At 40.9% G+C, this 24,494-nt stretch carries 13 protein-coding genes, 4 tRNA genes and 4 rRNA genes; all 21 read left to right on the top strand.

The annotated features are described in order from the left end of the window. Nucleotides 1-171: 171 nt before the first annotated feature. Nucleotides 172-828 (top strand): TetR/AcrR family transcriptional regulator, encoded by a 657-nt coding sequence (locus AC4PG5_RS09205; RefSeq protein WP_492028616.1) that lies wholly within the window; start codon nt 172-174, stop codon nt 826-828. A gap of 42 nt (nt 829-870) precedes the next feature. Further along, nucleotides 871-2,208: a TolC family protein gene (locus AC4PG5_RS09200; protein WP_492028615.1), complete on the top strand. Its 1,338-nt coding sequence runs from the start codon at nt 871-873 to the stop codon at nt 2,206-2,208. 32 nt (nt 2,209-2,240) lie between these two features. Then, complete coding sequence (locus AC4PG5_RS09195) at nt 2,241-3,257, top strand: efflux RND transporter periplasmic adaptor subunit (RefSeq protein ID WP_492028614.1); 1,017 nt, start codon at nt 2,241-2,243, stop codon at nt 3,255-3,257. A gap of 70 nt (nt 3,258-3,327) precedes the next feature. Beyond that, nucleotides 3,328-6,459 (top strand): efflux RND transporter permease subunit, encoded by a 3,132-nt coding sequence (locus AC4PG5_RS09190; protein ID WP_492028613.1) that lies wholly within the window; start codon nt 3,328-3,330, stop codon nt 6,457-6,459. A gap of 12 nt (nt 6,460-6,471) precedes the next feature. Continuing rightward, nucleotides 6,472-6,765: a PG0541 family transporter-associated protein gene (locus AC4PG5_RS09185; protein WP_492028612.1), complete on the top strand. Its 294-nt coding sequence runs from the start codon at nt 6,472-6,474 to the stop codon at nt 6,763-6,765. Between the two features lie 108 nt (nt 6,766-6,873). After that, nucleotides 6,874-8,247: an SGNH/GDSL hydrolase family protein gene (locus AC4PG5_RS09180; RefSeq protein ID WP_492028611.1), complete on the top strand. Its 1,374-nt coding sequence runs from the start codon at nt 6,874-6,876 to the stop codon at nt 8,245-8,247. Continuing rightward, nucleotides 8,234-9,148, top strand: a complete 915-nt coding sequence (locus AC4PG5_RS09175) for an SGNH/GDSL hydrolase family protein (RefSeq protein WP_492028610.1) — start codon at nt 8,234-8,236, stop codon at nt 9,146-9,148. The genes AC4PG5_RS09180 and AC4PG5_RS09175 overlap by 14 nt, the downstream gene beginning before the upstream one ends. Further along, nucleotides 9,135-10,616 (top strand): MBOAT family O-acyltransferase, encoded by a 1,482-nt coding sequence (locus AC4PG5_RS09170; protein WP_492030730.1) that lies wholly within the window; start codon nt 9,135-9,137, stop codon nt 10,614-10,616. Before AC4PG5_RS09175 ends, AC4PG5_RS09170 begins: the two co-directional genes overlap by 14 nt. Nucleotides 10,617-11,663: 1,047 nt before the next feature. After that, nucleotides 11,664-11,900 carry a hypothetical protein gene (locus AC4PG5_RS09165; RefSeq protein WP_492028609.1) on the top strand — a complete coding sequence of 79 codons (237 nt, stop codon included), beginning with the start codon at nt 11,664-11,666 and terminating at the stop codon, nt 11,898-11,900. Between the two features lie 351 nt (nt 11,901-12,251). Next, a complete protein-coding gene (gene ltrA, locus AC4PG5_RS09160; RefSeq protein ID WP_492028608.1) occupies nt 12,252-13,247 on the top strand; it encodes a group II intron reverse transcriptase/maturase in 996 nt (331 codons plus the stop codon). Between the two features lie 3 nt (nt 13,248-13,250). Beyond that, nucleotides 13,251-13,478, top strand: a complete 228-nt coding sequence (locus AC4PG5_RS09155; RefSeq protein ID WP_492030729.1) for a hypothetical protein — start codon at nt 13,251-13,253, stop codon at nt 13,476-13,478. Between the two features lie 1,077 nt (nt 13,479-14,555). Beyond that, nucleotides 14,556-16,079, top strand: a 16S ribosomal RNA gene (locus AC4PG5_RS09150). A gap of 143 nt (nt 16,080-16,222) precedes the next feature. Next, nucleotides 16,223-16,296, top strand: a tRNA-Ile gene (locus AC4PG5_RS09145). A 44-nt stretch (nt 16,297-16,340) separates the two neighbouring features. After that, a tRNA-Ala gene (locus tag AC4PG5_RS09140) sits at nt 16,341-16,414 on the top strand. A 126-nt stretch (nt 16,415-16,540) separates the two neighbouring features. Beyond that, nucleotides 16,541-19,422: ribosomal RNA gene (locus tag AC4PG5_RS09135) — 23S ribosomal RNA — on the top strand. A gap of 81 nt (nt 19,423-19,503) precedes the next feature. After that, nucleotides 19,504-19,614 (top strand): 5S ribosomal RNA (gene rrf, locus AC4PG5_RS09130). Together the 16S, 23S and 5S rRNA genes with 2 tRNA genes alongside form the textbook arrangement of a ribosomal RNA operon. A 173-nt stretch (nt 19,615-19,787) precedes the next feature. Then, entirely contained in the window at nt 19,788-20,942 is a 1,155-nt protein-coding gene (locus tag AC4PG5_RS09125; RefSeq protein ID WP_492028566.1) for an IS256 family transposase, read from the top strand. Between the two features lie 112 nt (nt 20,943-21,054). Beyond that, nucleotides 21,055-21,207 carry a hypothetical protein gene (locus tag AC4PG5_RS09120; protein ID WP_492030773.1) on the top strand — a complete coding sequence of 51 codons (153 nt, stop codon included), beginning with the start codon at nt 21,055-21,057 and terminating at the stop codon, nt 21,205-21,207. Between the two features lie 1,346 nt (nt 21,208-22,553). Then, nucleotides 22,554-24,077, top strand: a 16S ribosomal RNA gene (locus AC4PG5_RS09115). 143 nt (nt 24,078-24,220) lie between these two features. After that, nucleotides 24,221-24,294 (top strand) — tRNA-Ile (locus AC4PG5_RS09110). Nucleotides 24,295-24,338: 44 nt separating this feature from the next. Then, a tRNA-Ala gene (locus AC4PG5_RS09105) sits at nt 24,339-24,412 on the top strand. Nucleotides 24,413-24,494: the final 82 nt, after the last annotated feature.

The following is a 24,494-nucleotide window of genomic DNA, read 5'->3' as shown; positions in this document are numbered from 1 at the left end:
CAGTCTTTTAGGATTTGGTTGTTTTCTATAAATTAGTTAAATCTATGATAAAAAGTAGAAAACTATTTATGATGATAAAGTTTTCTGCGTATATTTGCCTCGGTTTTTAACGAAGTGTCTTCTCTTTGATTTTTTAAGACACTTATTAATGAGTAAAAGAAAAAACGATTTATGGTAAATCAGTCAAAGGAAGATTCTTCTAAGGAGTTATTAAAAGATAGAATAATAAAAACAGCAACAAAAGCTTTTGCGGAAAATGGTATAAAGGGTGTTACAATGGATGAGATAGCAGCTTTGTTAGGAATCTCCAAACGTACGCTTTATGAAGTTTTTGCCGATAAAGAAGCTTTATTAAGAGAGTGTTTGTTGTATTTAAAAGATGAGAGGGACCGCTATTCGCAACAGGCTTTTGAGAATTCGAATGATGTTCTAGAGGTTATTTTGATGGTTTTTAAGAAAAGCCTTCAGACTATTCATAGTACAAATAGACGTTTCTTTCTAGATCTGAAACGTTATCCCAGAGTTTATGAGATCATGAAGAACAATCGGCAGATCGATTCCGAGCAGGCTATTTCGTTCTTTAAATTAGGTGTTGAACAAGGGTTATTTCGATCGGATATTAACTTTAAGATAGCAACGTTATTGGTACGTGAACAATTCGAGCTTTTACTGAATACAGATATTTGTAAAGATTATCCGTTTGTAGAGGTTTATGAATCGATAATGTTTACTTATTTGAGAGGAATCGCTACTGAATTTGGTGCGAAGAGATTAGAAGCATTTTTAGTTGATTATCGCGAAGGTAAACTCGATGATATAAAAGAATAATAGGAGATATATACATAATACTTAAACTAGAGAGTAAATTTTATGGATAAGATGAAAATGTTTTTTGGTAAAAGATTTTTTTTGACTATTCTGTGTTTTGGCCTGATTGGTCTTTTGCAAGCTCAGGAACAGAAAGAGGTATTGACTTTGACTTTGGAGAAGGCGATACAGGTTGCTTTGGATGAGAATCCCACAATAAAAGCTGCCGATAAGGAAATCACTTTAAAAAAGATTGCGGATAAGCAGGCTTGGCAGACCCTATTGCCACAAGTTGATATCACCGGACGGTTAGATCATACTATTACGGCGGCTCAGATGAATCTTGGAGGACAATCATTTAAAATGGGGAAAGACAATTCAAACACAGCTAATGCAATATTTGCAATTAGTCTTCCTGTTTTTGCACCTGGAGTTTACAAAACCATGTCAATGACAAAAGCGGATATTGAGCTGGCTGTGGAACGATCACGTGCTTCAAAACTTGATTTAATGAACCAAGTAACTAAGGCTTACTATCAACTGATATTAGCACAAGATAGTTACCGTGTACTTAAAGCGAGCTATAAATTGGCTGAAGATAACTTTAAAGTCGTATCTGAGAAATTTTCTCAAGGAACAGTGAGCGAATTTGATAAGATCAGTGCTGAGGTTCAGATGCGTAGTATTAAACCGAATGTGATTTCTGCTGATAATGCAGTTAAATTAGCTAAACTTCAGTTGAAAGTTTTGATGGGTGTTACTGCTGATGTTGACTTAGACATTAAAGATCAGTTGGATAATTATGAGACAAGTTTATTTGGAGAACAATTGGAGGCTTCTGAGCATGGTTTAGTAAACAATACGACTATGAAACAGTTTGACTTGAATAAGAAATTGCTTCAGAAAAACTTAAGTTTGCTTAAAACAAACTTTATGCCAACATTGTCTTTGAGTTATTCATACCAATATCAATCACTCTATAATCCGAACTTTAATGTCTTTAACTATAATTGGGGAAATAGTTCGTCTATTATGTTGAATGTCAGTATCCCGTTGTTTAAAGCAAGTAATTTCACAAAGGTGAAATCGGTGCGTGTTCAGCTTGACCAGTTGGAGTACAATAGGGTAGATACTGAGCGCAAATTGAATATGCAGGTCACAACCTATAGGGATAACATGAAGAAGAGTTCAGAACAGGTTGTAAGTAATAGAGAAAATGTGATACAAGCCAAAAAGGCTGTTGAAATAGCTGGAAAACGTTATGAAGTAGGTAAGGGGACAGTCCTTGAGTTGAATACGTCTCAGGTTTCTTTAACCCAAGCTCAGCTTGCTTATAATCAGTCTATTTATGACTATTTAGTCGCTAAATCTGACTTGGACAAATTGATGGGAAAAGAATAAATGTAATTTTGAAAAACTAAAAAGATAAAAATATGAATAAGAATTTTCAATGGACTCTTCTGCTATTAATAATGATTTTAGGTTCATGTAGCGGGGGTAAAGAAAAGCGTGTCGCAGATAATGGAGCTGAAAAACCTAGAGTAAAATTGGCTACGGTGCAAGCTCGTCCTGTAGAACAGATTCAAGAATATACAGCTACAGTTGAGGCTGAGATTAAGAATAATATAGCACCTGTTTCTCCTGTTCGTATCGATAAAATTTTGGTGGAAGTTGGTGACCATGTTGGTAAAGGGCAGAAGTTGGTACAAATGGATGCCGCTGCTTTGAAACAAGCTAAATTGCAGTTGGAAAATCAACAAATGGAGTTTAAGCGTGTAGATGAACTTTATAAAGTCGGAGGAGTCTCTAAATCTGATTGGGATGCAATGAAAACAGCATTGGACGTGAAAAAGACAGCTTATAAGAATTTGCTTGAAAATACGGCTTTGCTTAGTCCGATTAATGGAGTTGTAACAGCACGTAACTATGATAATGGCGATTTATACAGCTCTGGTAAACCTGTTTTAACGATCGAGCAGATTACTCCGGTAAAACTTCTTATCAACATCTCGGAGAGCTATTTCACAAAGGTAAAAAAAGGAACTCCTGTAGAGATTAAGTTAGATGTTTATGGAGATGAAATCTTTAATGGACGCATCAGTCTGGTATATCCAACTATTGATCCGGTGACACGCACATTCCCTGTGGAAATCAAACTAGATAATAGAAAAGAACGTGTGCGCCCAGGTATGTTTGCCCGCGTTACTTTAAACTTTGGAACAGTTGATAATGTGGTTGTGCCTGATCGTGCTGTGGTAAAGCAAGCTGGTTCTGGCGATCGTTATGTTTATGTTTATGATAATGGAAAAGTATCTTATAACAAGGTTGAACTTGGACGTCGTATGGGAAATGAATATGAGTTGAAATCAGGTGTGCCCAATCATTCGCAAGTGGTTATTGCTGGTCAAGCACGTTTGATTAACGGTCTTGAAGTGGAGGTAGAAAAATAAATTATTAATGTTGAATAGATCGAGCCAGATTAGTTGGTGGCTTTGGTCATTCATTAGCTAGATTCATATTATGAGTTTATACGAAGGAGCGGTTAAAAAACCGATTATGACCTCCCTCTGCTTTTTGGCAGTGGTAATATTTGGTCTTTTTTCTTTATCTAAACTACCAATTGATTTGTATCCGGATATTGATACAAATACAATTATGGTATTGACTGCTTATCCAGGAGCAAGTGCTTCGGATATCGAAAATAATGTTACTCGTCCGCTGGAAAACTCTTTAAATGCGGTGAGTAATCTAAAGCATATCACGTCACGTTCATCAGAGAACATGTCACTCATTACTTTGGAGTTTGAGTATGGTAATGATATTGATGTTCTAACTAATGATGTCCGTGATAAACTAGACATGGTGAGCTCTCATTTGCCAGACGCTGTTGAAACACCTGTCATCTTTAAGTTTAGTACGGATATGATTCCTATCGTGTTATTATCTGTGCAAGCTGATGAGAGCCAGGCGGCACTTTATAAGATACTAGATGATAGGGTCGTGAATCCTTTGGCGCGTATACCTGGTGTCGGAACAGTTTCTATCGCAGGTGCTCCTCAGCGTGAAATTCAGGTTTATTGTGATCCGAATAAATTGGAAGCATATCATTTGAGTGTTGAAACAATCAGCTCAATTATTGGAGCTGAGAATAAGAATATTCCTGGTGGTAATTTCGATATTGGTACAGAGACTTATTCTTTGCGGGTTGAAGGTGAGTTTAGAGATACTAAGGCATTAGAGGATATCGTTGTAGGAACGTCTAACGGGGCTAATGTTTATCTTCGTGATGTAGCGAAAGTGGTCGATACGATTGAAGAACGCTCGCAAGATACTTACAATAATGGTGTGCAAGGGGCAATGATCATTGTTCAAAAGCAATCTGGAGCCAATTCTGTGGATATTTCTAAGAAAGTTGCTGAGGTCTTGCCTGAATTACAGAAGAACTTGCCGAGTGATGTTAAGCTTGGAGTCATTGTCGATACGTCTGACAATATTTTGAATACCATTGATAGTTTGACTGAAACGGTAATGTACGCTCTATTGTTTGTGGTCATTGTAGTATTCCTCTTCTTAGGGCGTTGGAGGGCGACTTTGATTATTTGTATTACCATCCCATTGTCACTGATTGCCTCGTTTATTTATTTGGCAGTAACAGGTAATACCATTAATATTATATCACTCTCATCGTTATCTATTGCTATTGGTATGGTGGTCGATGATGCGATCGTGGTGTTAGAGAACGTGACGACTCATATCGAGAGAGGTGCCGATCCTAAACAAGCTGCTGTTCATGGTACTAATGAAGTTGCAATTTCGGTAATTGCTTCAACTTTAACTATGATTGCTGTGTTCTTTCCATTAACAATGGTGGGAGGTATGTCTGGTGTGATGTTTAAACAGTTGGGTTGGATGATGTGTGCGATTATGTTTATTTCTACTGTGGCTGCTTTATCACTAACACCTATGCTTTGTTCTCAGTTGTTGCGTTTGGAGAAGAAACAATCCGGCGGGTTGAAAAAGATATTCAAGCCGATTGAAAAGGGTTTGGATAAACTTGATAATGGATATGCCAAAACCTTGAATTGGGCAGTTCGTCATCGTTGGATCGTTGTGATCGGTTGTATCTTGTTTTTTGTCGTTAGTTTGCTCTGTGCTAAAAGAATCGGTACCGAATTTTTCCCGGCACAAGATAATGCTCGTATTGCGGTAAAACTAGAATTGCCTATTGGAACTCGCAAAGAGATGGCGCAACAAGTTTCCGAACGTTTAGCTAGTCAGTGGATGACTGAATATAAATCGGTAATTCGAGTATGTAACTATACTGTTGGACAAGCTGACTCGGACAATAGCTGGGCTTCTATGCAAGATAACGGATCGCACATTATTTCCTTCAATATTAGTTTAGTCGATCCTGGGGATCGTGACATGACACTTGCTGAAGTTTGTGATGCAATGCGTGAAGATTTGAAGAAATATCCGGAATTTACAAAGGCTCAGGTTATTTTTGGAGGTAGTAATAGTGGAATGTCTGCTCAATCAAGTGCTGACTTTGAAGTGTATGGTTATGATATGCAAGCGACTGATAGCGTTGCCCTGCAATTAAAGCGCGAACTGCTCAAGGTAAAAGGGGTATCTGAGGTTAATATTAGCCGAAAAGATTACCAACCGGAGTATCAAGTTGAGTTTGATCGTGAGAAATTAGCTTTACATGGTCTGAATTTATCGGTTGCAGGTAATTATTTACGTAACCGAGTTAATGGCGCTGTGGCTTCTAAATTCCGTGAAGATGGTGATGAGTATGATATTAAAGTACGTTATGCTCCGGAGTTCCGTACAAGCATTGAGAGTCTTGAAAATATTTTGATTTACAATGCCAAAGGCGAATCTGTACGAGTGAAGGATGTTGGAAAGGTTGTTGAAAAATTTGCTCCGCCAACTATTGAACGTAAGGATAGAGAGCGTATTGTTACCGTTTCTGCAGTAATTTCCGGCGCTCCTCTTGGTAATGTTGTAGCCGCTGGTAAGGAGATAATTTCAAAGATGGATATTCCATCTGAACTTAGTGTACAAGTTGCCGGATCGTATGAGGATCAGCAGGACTCTTTTAGAGATTTAGGAACTTTGGCTTTGTTGATCATTATATTAGTCTTTATTGTAATGGCTGCCCAGTTTGAGTCTTTGACTTACCCATTTATCATCATGTTCTCTCTTCCGTTTGCATTTAGTGGGGTACTGATGGGGTTGTTTATCACTCAGAAGACCTTGAGTGTGATGAGTTTGCTTGGAGCAATCATGTTGATTGGTATTGTGGTGAAGAATGGTATTGTGCTTATTGACTATATTACATTATGTCGTGAACGCGGATTAGCTGTGATTAACTCTGTAATTACTGCAGGAAGAAGCCGTTTACGTCCGGTGTTGATGACAACTGCTACAACTGTGCTTGGTATGATTCCTATGGCAGTTAGTACCGGCCAAGGTGCTGAGATGTGGAGCCCGATGGCTGTTGCTGTTATCGGAGGATTGTCGGTGTCTACCGTGTTGACTTTGATTTTGATCCCAACGCTGTATTGTTCATTTGCCGGCACTGGAATTAAGAGAAAACGTAAAGCTTTAAGAAAGAAAAAGCACAGTGAACTATTAGAAAATTAAATAAAGAAAGATATGAAATCTATATTAATAGCTTTTGATCAGGCTCATTATGATAACATTATATCATTACTCGATCGATTGAACTGTAGAGGGTTTACTTATTTAGATAAAGTACAAGGGCGTGGCTCAAAAACCGGAGATCCGCATTATGGAAGTCATGCTTGGCCGGCAATGTGTTCTACGATTATCACCATTGTGGAGGATAATAAGGTGGAACCGCTGATGGCAGCCCTTGAAAAGATGGACAAGGCTAAGGAACAATTAGGGCTTCGTGCATTTGTTTGGAATATAGAACGAATGATTTAGGCAATTATTCTGTTAAAATTAAAAAAGGAGGGAGAGTGCATTAAAATATGTCATTCTCCCTCCTTTTTAGTGCTTTTATCTATCTTTGCAACCTAAAATGGATAATCTATGAGAAATCAGTTAAAATATTCGTTAGGACTAATATTAGGTTTACTTATCGCTTTATTGGCTCTTTATTTTCTTCCTACATTGACTCTGGAAGGGCATGTCTTGCGAAAAGTTGATTTGCTTGGTGACTTACGTCTACCTACGATAGAGGTTGATTCTGTTCAAAATGATAGTCTAAATCTGCTGCCGGTTGTTAAACCTATATTTGTTGACACTTGTCTGACGGGGATGACCTGTATTGAAGACTATGGCGATTCAACAAAGCGTGGTATGACCCCTTTCTATAATGCTTTAGATCGAATCCATCAAGAAAATGGTTTGGTGCGCGTTGCATTTTTTGGCGATTCATTTATTGAGGCGGATATTTTTACGGCCGATTTACGAGAAATGCTGCAGAAAAAATTTGGGGGACGGGGGGTTGGTTTTGTTCCGATGACTTCGGTGACTAATGGATATCGCCCAACGGTTCGACATTCTTTTTCCGGATGGAAGAGTCATGCTGTAACTGATACCGTATTCTTTGATCGGAGCAAACAAGGGATATCAGGGCATTATTTTGTTCCTCGCTCTGGAGCTTATGCTGAGCTTCGCGGACAAAATAAATATGCGTCATTATTGGATACTTGCTATAAAGCTTCCGTCTTTTTTATGAATAAGGATTCGCTTTCTCTTGCTGTACGGGTGAATAAAGGAGAGAATAAGAAACTTAATTTTGCACCATCTGGAACAGTTCAAATGGCTCAAATCGAGGGACGGATAGGTGCTGTTCGTTGGTCGATTGATCAGGCCGATTCAGTCTTGTTCTATGGCATGGCAATGGATGGTAATAAAGGACTTGTATTAGATAATTTCTCCTTGAGGGGAAGCTCTGGTTTGACTTTAAGGAATATTTCCTCAGCAATATTAAAAGGGTTTAATGATTGTCGCCCATATGACTTAATCGTATTGGAATATGGTTTGAATGTTGCGACAGAACGTGGACGTAATTATGATAATTATATGAAGGGTGTTCTCAAATCAATTGCTCATCTGAAAGAGTGCTTTCCTCAAGCTGGGTTTTTATTGATCGGTGTTGGCGATCGAGAGTATCGAACAGAAAATGGGGATTTGCGTACGATGCCTGGCATAAAGAATTTGATTCGTTATCAACAGCACATTGCGGCCAAAAGTGGCATCGCTTTTTGGAACATGTTTGAAGCGATGGGAGGGGAGGGCAGCATTGTAAAAATGGTGCAAGCAAAACCTGCAATGGCTAATTATGATTATACTCATATCAATTTTCGTGGAGGGAAACATTTAGCTAAGTTGCTTTATGAAACATTACTATATGGCAAATCGCAACATGATAAACGACGGGCGTATGAAGGAGAATAGGGCGTTGCTTATTTTTAAGATGGGATGTTTGTTGTTGCTATGGTTGTTTCCGGGAGTGTTAGGGGCTCAGGATCGTTTACCTGTACGTGCTCCAAAATCTCACCGTATGAAGCGGCTGAAGCCTTATCGTGCTGTTTATTCACTAGCCGATACGATTGCAGTGACCGATAGTTTTCCCTTGCGATTCCGTGGTATGGGTGATAATCTGATTGAGAACCAGTCTACTGTGTTGGATTCTATATTTTCCCGTTTACGTGAGATGCTTTCTGGCAATAAAGGAGATACGTTGCATATTGTGCATATTGGAGATAGTCATGTGAGGGGACATATCTTCCCTCAAAGAATTGGAGAATTACTGACTCGCACGTTTCAGGGCATCGACTATGTTGATATGGGAGTAAATGGGGCGACTTGCTTAACATTTACTCATCCGAACAGAATCATGGAAGTCGCTAAGAAGAAACCGGACCTTTTGATTTTATCATTTGGCACCAATGAAAGTCATAATCGGTCTTATCAGGAAAATCCACATTATCACCAAATGAATGAATTGATTTCTCTTTTGAGAGATAGCTTGCCTAAAATACCTATTATTTTAACCACCCCTCCGGGATCTTTCGAACGTATACGCTATCGTCGGCGTCGAAGCCGCTATGTCGTGAATCCTCGTACCGAAAAGGCGGTTACGACGATCAAACGATATGCCAACGCTCATCAACTGGCCGTGTGGGATTTGTATGCAGTCGTTGGTGGGCGCCAAAGAGCTTGTGAGAACTGGATCGATAGTGGGTTGATGAGGCCTGATCATGTGCATTTCTTTGCTGATGGTTATTTGTTCCAAGGTGATTTGTTTTATCGAGCATTTATTAAAGCTTATAATAAGTATGTTGTTTCCCATTGATCTTGATCTTACACGTTTAAAAGAGGTGTTGAGTTATAATGCTCAGTCGCCTATGATATTTAGTAGTGGCGTCTTTTTGTGGTTGTTTGCTGCATTTATGCTGATTTATGTGCTGTTGCAACGTAAACAGACTGCGCGTTTATTGTTTGTTACGGCTTTCTCTTATTATTTTTATTATAAAAGTAGTGGGACTTATTTCTTTCTATTGGCTATTGTGACAGTGTCCGATTTCCTTATCGCTCGTGGAATGTCTGCCCTTTCTGTCTCTTGGAAACGTAAAGGTTTAGTGGTATTAAGCTTGTCGATCAATCTAGGGTTGTTGTGTTATTTTAAATACACTAATTTCTTTGGTGAGTGTTTTGCTAATTTGCTTAATAGACCGTTTGAGGCTCTTGATATTTTCTTACCGGTGGGGATTTCCTTCTTTACCTTTCAGTCGCTGAGTTATACCATTGATGTGTATCGCAAGGAAATTCAGCCTTTGAATCAGATTCTTGATTACGCCTTTTATGTCTCGTTTTTCCCTCAGTTGGTTGCAGGCCCGATCGTGCGTGCGCGTGATTTTATTCCTCAGATCAGAAAACCGCTTTGGGTTTCGCAGGAGATGTTGGGACATGGTGTTTTCTTGATAGTGGCAGGGCTCTTTAAGAAGGCGGTGATCTCTGATTATATTAGTGTGAATTTTGTAGAGCGGATCTTCGATAACCCGATGCTTTATTCGGGTGTTGAGAATTTGATAGGTGTTTATGGGTATGCGCTACAGATCTATTGTGATTTTTCGGGTTACAGTGATATGGCTATTGGTATCGCATTGCTGCTTGGGTTCCACTTTAATATCAACTTTAATTCTCCTTACAAGTCGGCTTCTATTACTGAATTTTGGCGTCGTTGGCACATCTCGTTATCTAGTTGGCTACGGGATTATCTTTATATCTCCTTAGGAGGTAATAGAAAGGGTAAATTACGTCAGTACTTGAATTTGATCATCACAATGTTCTTAGGCGGATTATGGCATGGAGCGTCATGGAACTTTGTTTTCTGGGGGCTATTCCATGGTGTAGCTTTGGCTGTACATAAGCTGTGGTTGTCGTTGACGGGTCAATCAGAGAAGAAGTCTCTTTGGAAACGAATGATAGGTGTTGTGATTACGTTTCATTTTGTTTGTTTTTGCTGGATATTCTTTCGAAATTCTGATTTTAATAATTCACTGGATATGCTTTCCCAGATTTTCACGAGCTTCCATCCTGAAGTCTTTAGTCAATTAGTTGAGGGCTATTGGCATGTTTTTGCTTTGATGCTTCTCGGTTTTTTATTGCATTTTGCTCCGGAGAGCTGGGAGAAGATTTGTTCCAAAGGAGTCACTCGTCTTCCTATTTTAGGTAAAGTGCTCCTGTTGACGGCTCTGGTTTATCTTGTTATACAGGTCAAAAGTAGCGATATTCAACCTTTTATCTATTTCCAATTTTAGAGGAATCGTTTGAAAACAGGGTATTAACGACCAATAGGGTATTTTGTCTTACACAGATTAACGAGGGTTAAATTATAAGATTTACAAACAGTCAATTCTATTTAAAAGTAAGTTTAATCAAAGTCAACCGACATGGTGAATAAGACAAAAAACGGTCAACCAAAATAGTTAACTAACAAGATGCGGTCGTTGTAACGCTGAGATACGGTGCTTGTGCCGATGAAGTACGGTCGTTGTGATCGTGAGGTGCGGTCGTTATGAGGCCAAAATACGGTCGTTATGGCACTGAACTACGGTTCTTATATTCGAGAGCTACGGTTCTCTTTTTCATGTTTACGATCAGGGGATCTAAGACTAATACGTCTTATTCTCTCCTGGAAATTCTTATTTTGTTGTTTATCTTACACCTTCTCACTCTTAGACTTTCATCATCCTTGTACTCCAAATGCTTATGAATAGGGCATTTTGTTCCAGTGCCAGATAAATTAATTCTCTTTTTTATCTTACGACTTTGTTATTTATCTATTGTCGTTTTCATCATCTCTCAGTTATTCAACAAATAGTTTTTTTTTGATCGGTTTTTCATCTTTCTATTGATCATTAATGATTTCTGTTATCGATAAATCGTTGAAAATAGCGCGATGTGGTAAATAAATGGTGCAATGTCTTAAATAAATAGCACGATGTCGTGGTGGAATAGCGCAATGCGCTATGGAAACTATACGGTGTGTTATAGGAGTGCTTTTATTGTTTTTTGTGTTTAGATTTATTAATAAATCTCGCTGTTTGCCTTCCTTCTTAATTGATAAGATGAATTGGTTGTATTGATCTCAAAAAATAAATTCAAGTGTGTCTTTTATTTATTAGTAACGATTCTCATCCTAGGTTGCATTTAAATAATGTGTATATTTATTTTATTATTTGTGTGGTTAAGTAAACACATGTTCGTGGTGTTGCAGATCGTTGATCTTACACCCATCTGCAACATCTATCTGCAACGCACTCAAACGATTCAAATTCAGTCATTTAAAACTTGTTTTGTGGCAGATGGCAGAGTGTGCTGTGAAAACATTGTTTGGCTGCAATGTTTGTAACTATGTAAAAGATGAGGGTTGGCCCCTCGTAACCGACTTACAGGAGTTGGTTGCACCAGTGTTGTATGCTGCTTTGTTAAAGAGACAAGGTGGTGAACGATACATTAAAAGTCGGCACAAGCCGGCAGGTACCTGTATAAGAGATGACCGCAAGGGAACTATTGATGAAGCATCGAAAACTGTTAGATGATGTCAGAACCGAATCCTTCTGCTTGATTCGGGATAAATTCAGAAGAAACCTGCTTACTGTCTGAGTGGTATCCGGTGTTAAGATAGCATGACTTGTATGGAGGCTTTTACCTGGAACGCAGGAACCTGTCTTAGTATGTCAAGGGAGAAATTCAGGCAGTAGGCCTGCAAGCATGAGCGTACCAATGACTAAGTGCAGGGGCGGAGTGTTTTGTAGTAGTGATGAAGTTTCTGTAATGGAAATGGAGCGAAGGGAACAGCTTATTCAGCAAATTACAATTGTACAACGATTAAATGTAGGAGGATTCAAATGCAAAATGCAAAACCTTATGAGATTTCAAAGTATTTAATTATGGAAGCTTTCCAAAGAGTGAAAGCAAACCATGGGAGTGCAGGAATAGATGGTGTGTCGATTAGTGATTTTGAGAAGAATCTCAAAGACAATCTTTATAAAATCAGGAACCGCATGAGTTCGGGCTGTTACTTCCCTCCGTCGGTAAAATTGGTAGAAATACCAAAGTCGAATGGAGGCAAGCGTCCGTTAGGTATACCAACCGTTGGAGACAGAGTAGCTCAGATGGCAGCCGTTATGATTATCGAGCCGCAAATAGAGCCTTGTTTTCATGTGGATTCGTATGCCTATCGGCCAAAACGTTCCGCACACGATGCAATTGCCAAAGCTCGTGAGCGTTGTTGGAAGTATGACTGGGTATTGGACATGGATGTTAGCAAGTTCTTTGATACGATTGATCATGAGTTATTGATGAAGTCTGTTAGATTACACACTGATTGTCAGTGGGTATTGCTTTACATTGAACGATGGTTGAAAGTATTTTATGAACTTAAAGATGGTATTGTGATAGACAGAGATAAAGGTGTTCCGCAAGGTTCCGTTATCGGTCCTGTTCTAGCCAACTTATTTCTGCATTATGTCTTCGATATGTGGATGATCAGATATCATTCGGATGTTCCTTTTGAACGCTATGCGGATGATACTATCTGTCATTGTTCTACAAGAGCCCGGGCCGAAGCACTGAAAGTCTCCGTTCAACAAAGATTTGCTGATTGCAAATTGGCCTTGAATGAAGATAAAACAAGGATTGTTTACTGTAAGGATAACCGTAGGAAAGGCAATTATGGAAATATCTCGTTTGACTTTCTTGGTTATACTTTTAGTCCCCGTAAAGCGGTGGATAAGAACGGTATATTATTTACAGGCTATCTGCCTGCAATCAGCAACAAATCAATGAATCGTATTCGTGAGAAGATACGTGGCTGGCAGCTTAAGAGACGTACGTTTCATCAGTTAGAAACTATTGCAGAAAAGATTAATCCTGTGCTTTGTTGATGGATAACCTACTATGGGAAGTTCTATCCAACCCGACTCAAAATCCTTCTAGAAGAAGTGAATCGACTCTTAGCCAGATGGGTAACGGCCAAATATAAGCGCTATCGTGGAAAACCATATCGTGCTTATTACTGGTTGGGGAATATCTCCGAAAAGGAGAAAAGCCTATTCTATCATTGGGTATGGGGTGTTACACCGACATCGAATATACGGAAATCTCATATAGTTTGAATAAGAAGAGCCGTGTGGCGGGAGACTGTCACGCACGGTTCTGTGAGAGGCTTGAGCTGAAATGCTCAAGCCTACTCGACTCATTTTAAAAAAACAACCTCAAGGGAGAGCCTCTATAAAGTTATTGGTGCTTGAAGATAAGCGATAAGTATGATAGATTATAGACTGGCTACTGTTTCTTTAAGTTGACCGAAAGTAAAATCTGCAAAGTTATGATCAAGAAATGGGAAGTAGTTCTCCTCTGCACTCGTCCCTTCCCAAGCTGCACATCGTGTAACTTGTAATACATGCATGCACGCGCGTGCGCATGCGAACACCCGCGCCCGTAATCGCGGGTATCCGCGCGCTCGCACATTCACGCACGCACGTGTGAATATTATATGGTGTTTGTTTTTCCGCCCCTTGACTCACCCCTCTAAAACTATGTTTTGTAACCTGTCTATTTTTCAACCCTTTATCTATTATCTTTAAAAAAACTCAGAAAAAACCTTCTGATGGATTTGTGTATTGCCGCTTAATGCTCTACTTTTGCATCCGCTTTGCAAGAGAGACAAAGCCTTTTGATTGACATTTTGTTTTGGTTCGATGGCCGAATGGGTTCTCCGGATACTTTTTTCAGTAGTTTCCCTTTGAGGTGACTTTGATTCGCTTTAAAAATTAAATTAAAAATAACTTCGAAAAGAGTTGTTGTTTTAATATTAAAGTTTGTATCTTTGCAGTCCGATTCGCTTAGGTTTTCAGCCTTTCGATTTTGAATGGTTCTTTCGCAAGAGAGTTTACTGATTTGAAGTTGAAAAAACCTGAAAGATTAACTTTAAAAAAAACTTTCCAAAACGTTTGGTGGTTTGCTTAAAGAGTTTTACCTTTGCACCCGCTTTTGAATCGAAGATTTGATCAGAAGCCACGTTCTTTGAAATATTGATAAACAATACAAGTAGTACAAGTAAAAAACAAGAACCGTCAATACTTATTATTAGGTATTATTAGATCGTCAATAAATTTTTACGGTATCCTGAACAGAGCTAAAAAGGTATTGGCTTTTATTTATATAAGAGTTAATATTCAAACAATATTATTACAATGAAGAGTTTGATCCTGGCTCAGGATGAACGCTAGCTACAGGCTTAACACATGCAAGTCGAGGGGCATCAGGGATTAGCAATAATCTGCTGGCGACCGGCGCACGGGTGAGTAACACGTATTCAACCTTCCGATAACTCGGGGATAGCCTTTCGAAAGAAAGATTAATACTCGATAGTATATTTTCTTCGCATGTTGAAAATATTAAAGAATTTCGGTTATCGATGGGAATGCGTTCCATTAGGCAGTTGGCGGGGTAACGGCCCACCAAACCTACGATGGATAGGGGTTCTGAGAGGAAGGTCCCCCACATTGGAACTGAGACACGGTCCAAACTCCTACGGGAGGCAGCAGTGAGGAATATTGGTCAATGGACGGAAGTCTGAACCAGCCAAGTAGCGTGAAGGATGACTGCCCTATGGGTTGTAAACTTCTTTTATATGGGAATAAAGTGCGCCACGTGTGGTGTTTTGTATGTACCATTATGAATAAGCATCGGCTAACTCCGTGCCAGCAGCCGCGGTAATACGGAGGATGCGAGCGTTATCCGGATTTATTGGGTTTAAAGGGAGCGTAGGTGGGCTGGTAAGTCAGCTGTGAAAGTTTGCGGCTCAACCGTAAAATTGCAGTTGATACTGTCAGTCTTGAGTACAGTAGAGGTTAGCGGAATTCGTGGTGTAGCGGTGAAATGCTTAGATATCACGAAGAACTCCAATTGCGAAGGCAGCTGACTAGACTGTTACTGACACTGATGCTCGAAAGTGTGGGTATCAAACAGGATTAGATACCCTGGTAGTCCACACAGTAAACGATGAATACTCGCTGTTTGCGATATACAGTAAGCGGCCAAGCGAAAGCGTTAAGTATTCCACCTGGGGAGTACGCCGGCAACGGTGAAACTCAAAGGAATTGACGGGGGCCCGCACAAGCGGAGGAACATGTGGTTTAATTCGATGATACGCGAGGAACCTTACCCGGGCTTAAATTGCAAATGAATATAGTTGAAAGATTATAGCCGCAAGGCATTTGTGAAGGTGCTGCATGGTTGTCGTCAGCTCGTGCCGTGAGGTGTCGGCTTAAGTGCCATAACGAGCGCAACCCTTATCTTTAGTTACTAACAGGTCATGCTGAGGACTCTAGAGAGACTGCCGTCGTAAGATGTGAGGAAGGTGGGGATGACGTCAAATCAGCACGGCCCTTACGTCCGGGGCTACACACGTGTTACAATGGGAGGTACAACAGGCAGCTACACGGCGACGTGATGCTAATCCCCAAAACCTCTCTCAGTTCGGATTGGAGTCTGCAACCCGACTCCATGAAGCTGGATTCGCTAGTAATCGCGCATCAGCCACGGCGCGGTGAATACGTTCCCGGGCCTTGTACACACCGCCCGTCAAGCCATGAAAGCCGGGGGTACCTGAAGTACGTAACCGTAAGGAGCGTCCTAGGGTAAAACTGGTAATTGGGGCTAAGTCGTAACAAGGTAGCCGTACCGGAAGGTGCGGCTGGAACACCTCCTTTCTGGAGCGATACCGTTCAAATGACGATTAATGGTTCTTGGTTTTTGTACTACTGGTACTTGTTTATTTAAGATATAGATCTTTAATAAGGATAAACAAGAGATAAAAAGAAGCCGGGCCTATTTTAGGCACGAGTGTACTGACAGTCCTATAGCTCAGTTGGTTAGAGCGCTACACTGATAATGTAGAGGTCGGCAGTTCAACTCTGCCTGGGACTACCGATGTACGAGATTTGGATGACCATCTCTTTTTTTGTTACTTCGGGGGATTAGCTCAGCTGGCTAGAGCACCTGCCTTGCACGCAGGGGGTCAACGGTTCGAATCCGTTATTCTCCACCTTTTCTTTGAGACATAAGAAAAACGATCTTTGACATGTTGTACAAAAAGTAAAAATTTAGTAAGAGCTAAAAGTATATATCAAACTTTACGCATGTTACTTTTATAGTAACAGTGAACGTTTGTAAGAAAGTAAATAAGGGCGCATGGCGGATGCCTTGGCTCTCGGAGGCGATGAAGGACGTGATAAGCTGCGATAAGCTGCGGGTAGGTGCAAATAACCTTTGATCCGCGGATTTCCGAATGGGACAACCTGATATTTTGAAGAAATATCATCCTGATTATGTCAGGAGGCTAACGCAGGGAACTGAAACATCTTAGTACCTGTAGGAAAAGAAAATAATAATGATTCCCCTAGTAGTGGCGAGCGAACGGGGAACAGCCCAAACCATCCATGTTACGGCATGTGATGGGGTTGTAGGACCACGTTGTGGAATCTGTTTAAATGAGAAGAATGATCTGGAAAGTTCAACCATAGCGCATGATAGTTGCGTATTCGAAGTTTAAAAGATCCTAGTGGTATCCTGAGTAGGGCGGGACACGTGAAATCCTGTCTGAATCTGCCGGGACCATCCGGTAAGGCTAAATACTCCCGAGAGACCGATAGCGAACCAGTACTGTGAAGGAAAGGTGAAAAGCACTTCGAATAGAAGAGTGAAATAGTCCCTGAAACCGTGCGCCTACAAGCGGTCGGAGCAGCTTTATGCTGTGACGGCGTGCCTTTTGCATAATGAACCTACGAGTTACTTTTACCGGCCAGGTTAAGGATCTTGAGATCTGCAGCCGAAGCGAAAGCGAGTCTGAATAGGGCGTATAGTCGGTAGGAGTAGACGCGAAACCAAGTGATCTACCCTTGACCAGGTTGAAGGCTAGGTAACACTAGCTGGAGGACCGAACCAATAAGCGTTGAAAAGCTTCTGGATGAGTTGAGGGTGGGGGTGAAAGGCTAATCAAACTTGGAGATAGCTCGTACTCCCCGAAATGCATTTAGGTGCAGCCTCGTGAGTTACTAATGTGAGGTAGAGCGACTGATAAGATGCGAGGGCTTCGCCGCCTATCAAGTCTTGATAAACTCCGAATGCGCATTAGTTTAATCACGGGAGTGAGGGCATGGGTGCTAAGGTCCATGTCCTAAAGGAGAAGAATCCGGACCACCAGCTAAGGTCCCCAAATATACACTAAGTTGAACTAACGAAGTCAGATTGCTAAGACAGCTAGGATGTTGGCTTGGAAGCAGCCATTCATTTAAAGAGTGCGTAACAGCTCACTAGTCGAGGAGTTTGGCGTGGATAATAATCGGGCATTAAGTGTATTACCGAAGCTGTGGGATATGTAAATATCGGTAGGGGAGCATTCCACTACGCGTTGAAGGCCAAGCGTAAGCTTGTCTGGAGCTTGTGGAAAAGCAAATGTAGGTATAAGTAACGATAAAGGGGGTGAGAAACCCCCTCGCCGAAAGACTAAGGTTTCCTGATCAACGCTAATCGGATCAGGGTTAGTCGGGTCCTAAGGCTCAGCCGACAGGTGATGCCGATGGCAGAACAGGTTAATATTCCTGTACTACCTTTAAGAGTGACGTGGGGACGGAGGAGTGACAATGCCGCGAACAGACGGATGTTCGTTAAAGGGTGTAGATGTTGATCGATACAGGCAAATCCGTATCGAGAGTCGAACCTGATAGTATGGAGCGTTCTTCGGAACAATTCAATAGCGCATGTAACCATACTCCCAAGAAAATCCGCTAAACATAATCTTTGAGGTACCCGTACCGTAAACGGACACACGTAGTTGGGTTGAATATACTCAGGCGCTTGAGTGAATCACGGTTAAGGAACTAGGCAAATTGACCCTGTAACTTCGGGATAAAGGGTCCCACAGCGATGTGGGCGCAGAGAATAGGTCCAGGCAACTGTTTAACAAAAACACAGGGCTGTGCAAAATCGAAAGATGAAGTATACAGCCTGACACCTGCCCGGTGCTGGAAGGTTAAGAGGAGATGTCATCGCAAGAGAAGCATTGAATTGAAGCCCCAGTAAACGGCGGCCGTAACTATAACGGTCCTAAGGTAGCGAAATTCCTTGTCGGGTAAGTTCCGACCTGCACGAATGGTGTAATGATCTGGACACTGTCTCAACCGTGAGCTCAGTGAAATTGTAGTATCGGTGAAGATGCCGATTACCCGCGATGGGACGAAAAGACCCCGTGAACCTTTACTATAGCTTAACATTGAATTTGGGCCATTGATGTGTAGGATAGGTCGGAGACTTTGAAGCAGGTACGCTAGTATTTGTGGAGTCGCTGTTGAAATACGACCCTTTGATTGTTTGAGTTCTAACTCGCTTTTGCGAGGACATTGTTTGGTGGGTAGTTTGACTGGGGTGGTCGCCTCCAAAAGTGTAACGGAGGCTTCTAAAGGTACCCTCAGGACGATTGGTAACCGTCCGTAGAGTGTAATGGCATAAGGGTGCTTGACTGGGAGACAGACAAGTCGATCAGGTAGGAAACTAGAGCATAGTGATCCGGTGTTTCCGCATGGAAGGGACATCGCTCAAAGGATAAAAGGTACTCCGGGGATAACAGGCTGATCCCTCCCAAGAGCTCATATCGACGGAGGGGTTTGGCACCTCGATGTCGGCTCGTCACATCCTGGGGCTGGAGAAGGTCCCAAGGGTTGGGCTGTTCGCCCATTAAAGTGGCACGCGAGCTGGGTTCAGAACGTCGTGAGACAGTTCGGTCTCTATCTATCGTGGGCGTATGAAATTTGCGTGGCTCTGACACTAGTACGAGAGGACCGTGTTGGACTGACCTCTGGTTTACCAGTTGTGCCGCCAGGTGCATCGCTGGGTATCTAAGTCGGGATCGGATAAGTGCTGAAAGCATCTAAGTACGAAGCCGGCCACAAGATTAGATTTCTTAGGGTCGTTATAGACGATGACGTTGATAGGACGCAGGTGTAAAGGTGGCAACATCAAAGCCGAGCGTTACTAATTGCCCGTGCACTTTCTTACAAACGCGCGTTGTTTGTTATATCCATTTAGCTATCCTTTTTAGGAGTCTAAATTTTTACTGTACACATGTCATAACCTTTTTTAGGTGGTTATAGCACGAGGGTTCCACCTCTTCCCATTCCGAACAGAGAAGTTAAGCCTCGTCACGCCGATGGTACTGCGTAACAGTGGGAGAGTAGGTAGCCGCCATTTTGATTGACCCTTCGATTCAGTAATGTTTCGAAGGGTCTTTTTTTTGTGCCCTGCCGTGCCGTTGTCTTGGGTATCGGTCTGGGCTGTCTGGTGCAACTAGTAGATAGTGTTTTAAAAAGTGTGTAAATCCCAATATTTCTTAGATTTGTATTGTAACCTAAAATGAAAGAGAAATGGAATTTACACAAGAACAAATGTCTGAAATTATTTCTTCACTTACAAATGGTAAAGAAGGATTTCAGGAATTAATCCGTTTAGGGATGGAATCCTTAATGAAATCAGAGCGTAAGATTTATAATTCTCAGACTGATGATGTGAGTAATGGCTATCGTGATCGTCGAGTATGTCATGGCGGTCAAATGTTTGAGATTCGCGTTCCTCGGAGTCGTGAGAGCAACTTTTATCCTGTTTTATTAGGGGTACTTAAAGATCAAGAAGCTGAAGTTCAGCGCTTAATTTGTAGTTTATACGCTCAAGGCTTGACCACCAAGCAAGTTGGTGATATCTCTGAGGAATTTTACGGTAAGCATTATAGTAAGAGTCAAGTAAGCCGGCTCCTTGATACGGCACGTGGAGATGTTTCTGCGTGGCTGAACCGTAGATTAGATGCACGTTATCCAATCGTTTATATTGATGCTACGTATGTTGCCACCAGGCGCAATGACTCGGTTTCAAATGAAGCATACTACGTAATATTAGGAGTAAAAGAAGATAGAACTCGTGAGGTCTTATCAATTGTGAATTTCCCAACCGAAAGTGCTTCCAACTGGCTTGATATATTCGATGATATAAAAGAAAGAGGAGTTAGTGAGATTAATTTATTTGTATGCGATGGCTTATCTAGTATTGAAAATTCTATCGCACATGCATTTCCTGGTGCAGATATCCAATTGTGCACGGTGCATTTAAAGAGGAATATATTGGGGAAAATTAAACCTCGAGATAAAAAAATAATTGCGGCTGAAATGCAGATAGTATTTAGGCCGGATCAAGATTTGGCCACCCCTGAAAGCTCACATAAACAATTTCTAGATTTTATAGATAAATGGGTGAAGAGTTACCCCATGCTTAAAAGGTATAAACATGAAAGGTACAAATTCTATTTCACTTATTTCAAATATGAGAGAGAAATAAGAGGTATGATATATACAACCAATTGGATTGAACGACTCAATAAGGATTTTAAAAGAGTGCTGAAAATGCGTGGTGCGATGCCAAACTATGATTCTGTGATATTATTGCTTGGCAATGTGGCTATGAATAAAGATGTATTTAAATATCCAATTTACAACTTTCTTGAATCAAAGCTTTTTATCAAAACAGAATAATTATATTTTTGAGAAATATTTATGCCTAAGAAATAAAACATACACACTTTTCTGAACATTACCAACTAGTACCCTTAATCGTCAGTTTGCTTCAACCAAATTGAACTCCAAAATGGAGAAGCAAGGTAGCGGATATATTAAAGATAATTCTGCTGAGATGAATACATTCTTTGATCCTTCCGGTAAAGAGACGACTGATATGTTCCTCTATTTCAGTCCTGTCTTGTGCTGCCCGCGCTGTTTTGTACCATGCAATAGTGTTTGAACTTGTCTTACCTTGCCTTCTTATCTAATCCAATCCAATGTTGTGCTACATTATCTCATACCATCCCATCCCATCTTATTTCATTCCATCCCATTCCTTCGATGCTATGTTATCTCCTATCGTGCCATGTCTTTTGACCCCGTCCATGAATCTGATGCAGCTTTTCTTCTTCAAACCTCCATTGATAGGCCCCGATTGAATATACAGATGAAGAGACATTGACTGATGTTAGGTACACCTACATCTACATCTTACCGCGCATGATTGCCACGCTGTACATTATCACTGTACATAACTACACGTAATAACCCACATTACACAAACGTGCATAGTTATGTGCGATTGCATATAACGTATATCGTTACATCTGACAGATCTATTGATCCAGCCAGTTTAATCAATATACTCTTATATTCACATAATCACCATAAATGCCTTTGGACTACTTTGAATAGCCCTGAATTATTCAGAATCCTTATCCATCTCTTATTCTTTATGGGTAATTACCGTTGTAAGCCATGATTAGAGTCGTACTATAACTCCAATATTTTGTCGATTGATTATTTACGGATTTGTTTCCTTTTGAAGGTGATATTGTTGTTGTGTGTTTCCTTTTCGATATAATAATTTAGTCTCACTTGTTGCATGACTATCTAATTTGATGATTCAATATCGTTTTATGCGTTCTAAAAGATTTTTAGCTAAATATTGATTTATAGATAGTTATATTTCATTGATTCTTTTTTTTACAAATAAAGTTCAATAAAATTTGAATATGTACAATTAATGCTCTACTTTTGCATCCGCTTTGCAAGAGAGACAAAGCCTTTTGATTGACATTTTGCTTTGGTTCGATGGCCGAATGGGTTCTCCGGATACTTTTTTCAGTAGTTTCCTTTTGAGGTGACTTTGATTCGCTTTAAAAATTAAATTAAAAATAACTTCGAAAAGAGTTGTTGTTTTAATATTAAAGTTTGTATCTTTGCAGTCCGATTCGCTTAGGTTTTCAGCCTTTCGATTTTGAATGGTTCTTTCGCAAGAGAGTTTACTGATTTGAAGTTGAAAAAACCTGAAAGATTAACTTTAAAAAAAACTTTCCAAAACGTTTGGTGGTTTGCTTAAAGAGTTTTACCTTTGCACCCGCTTTTGAATCGAAGATTTGATCAGAAGCCACGTTCTTTGAAATATTGATAAACAATACAAGTAGTACAAGTAAAAAACAAGAACCGTCAATACTTATTATTAGGTATTATTAGATCGTCAATAAATTTTTACGGTATCCTGAACAGAGCTAAAAAGGTATTGGCTTTTATTTATATAAGAGTTAATATTCAAACAATATTATTACAATGAAGAGTTTGATCCTGGCTCAGGATGAACGCTAGCTACAGGCTTAACACATGCAAGTCGAGGGGCATCAGGGATTAGCAATAATCTGCTGGCGACCGGCGCACGGGTGAGTAACACGTATTCAACCTTCCGATAACTCGGGGATAGCCTTTCGAAAGAAAGATTAATACTCGATAGTATATTTTCTTCGCATGTTGAAAATATTAAAGAATTTCGGTTATCGATGGGAATGCGTTCCATTAGGCAGTTGGCGGGGTAACGGCCCACCAAACCTACGATGGATAGGGGTTCTGAGAGGAAGGTCCCCCACATTGGAACTGAGACACGGTCCAAACTCCTACGGGAGGCAGCAGTGAGGAATATTGGTCAATGGACGGAAGTCTGAACCAGCCAAGTAGCGTGAAGGATGACTGCCCTATGGGTTGTAAACTTCTTTTATATGGGAATAAAGTGCGCCACGTGTGGTGTTTTGTATGTACCATTATGAATAAGCATCGGCTAACTCCGTGCCAGCAGCCGCGGTAATACGGAGGATGCGAGCGTTATCCGGATTTATTGGGTTTAAAGGGAGCGTAGGTGGGCTGGTAAGTCAGCTGTGAAAGTTTGCGGCTCAACCGTAAAATTGCAGTTGATACTGTCAGTCTTGAGTACAGTAGAGGTTAGCGGAATTCGTGGTGTAGCGGTGAAATGCTTAGATATCACGAAGAACTCCAATTGCGAAGGCAGCTGACTAGACTGTTACTGACACTGATGCTCGAAAGTGTGGGTATCAAACAGGATTAGATACCCTGGTAGTCCACACAGTAAACGATGAATACTCGCTGTTTGCGATATACAGTAAGCGGCCAAGCGAAAGCGTTAAGTATTCCACCTGGGGAGTACGCCGGCAACGGTGAAACTCAAAGGAATTGACGGGGGCCCGCACAAGCGGAGGAACATGTGGTTTAATTCGATGATACGCGAGGAACCTTACCCGGGCTTAAATTGCAAATGAATATAGTTGAAAGATTATAGCCGCAAGGCATTTGTGAAGGTGCTGCATGGTTGTCGTCAGCTCGTGCCGTGAGGTGTCGGCTTAAGTGCCATAACGAGCGCAACCCTTATCTTTAGTTACTAACAGGTCATGCTGAGGACTCTAGAGAGACTGCCGTCGTAAGATGTGAGGAAGGTGGGGATGACGTCAAATCAGCACGGCCCTTACGTCCGGGGCTACACACGTGTTACAATGGGAGGTACAACAGGCAGCTACACGGCGACGTGATGCTAATCCCCAAAACCTCTCTCAGTTCGGATTGGAGTCTGCAACCCGACTCCATGAAGCTGGATTCGCTAGTAATCGCGCATCAGCCACGGCGCGGTGAATACGTTCCCGGGCCTTGTACACACCGCCCGTCAAGCCATGAAAGCCGGGGGTACCTGAAGTACGTAACCGTAAGGAGCGTCCTAGGGTAAAACTGGTAATTGGGGCTAAGTCGTAACAAGGTAGCCGTACCGGAAGGTGCGGCTGGAACACCTCCTTTCTGGAGCGATACCGTTCAAATGACGATTAATGGTTCTTGGTTTTTGTACTACTGGTACTTGTTTATTTAAGATATAGATCTTTAATAAGGATAAACAAGAGATAAAAAGAAGCCGGGCCTATTTTAGGCACGAGTGTACTGACAGTCCTATAGCTCAGTTGGTTAGAGCGCTACACTGATAATGTAGAGGTCGGCAGTTCAACTCTGCCTGGGACTACCGATGTACGAGATTTGGATGACCATCTCTTTTTTTGTTACTTCGGGGGATTAGCTCAGCTGGCTAGAGCACCTGCCTTGCACGCAGGGGGTCAACGGTTCGAATCCGTTATTCTCCACCTTTTCTTTGAGACATAAGAAAAACGATCTTTGACATGTTGTACAAAAAGTAAAAATTTAGTAAGAGCTAAAAGTATATAT

This window comes from Bacteroides sp. QWL-09, assembly GCF_058683585.1.
This window is presented reverse-complemented; position numbering and strand designations above follow the sequence as displayed.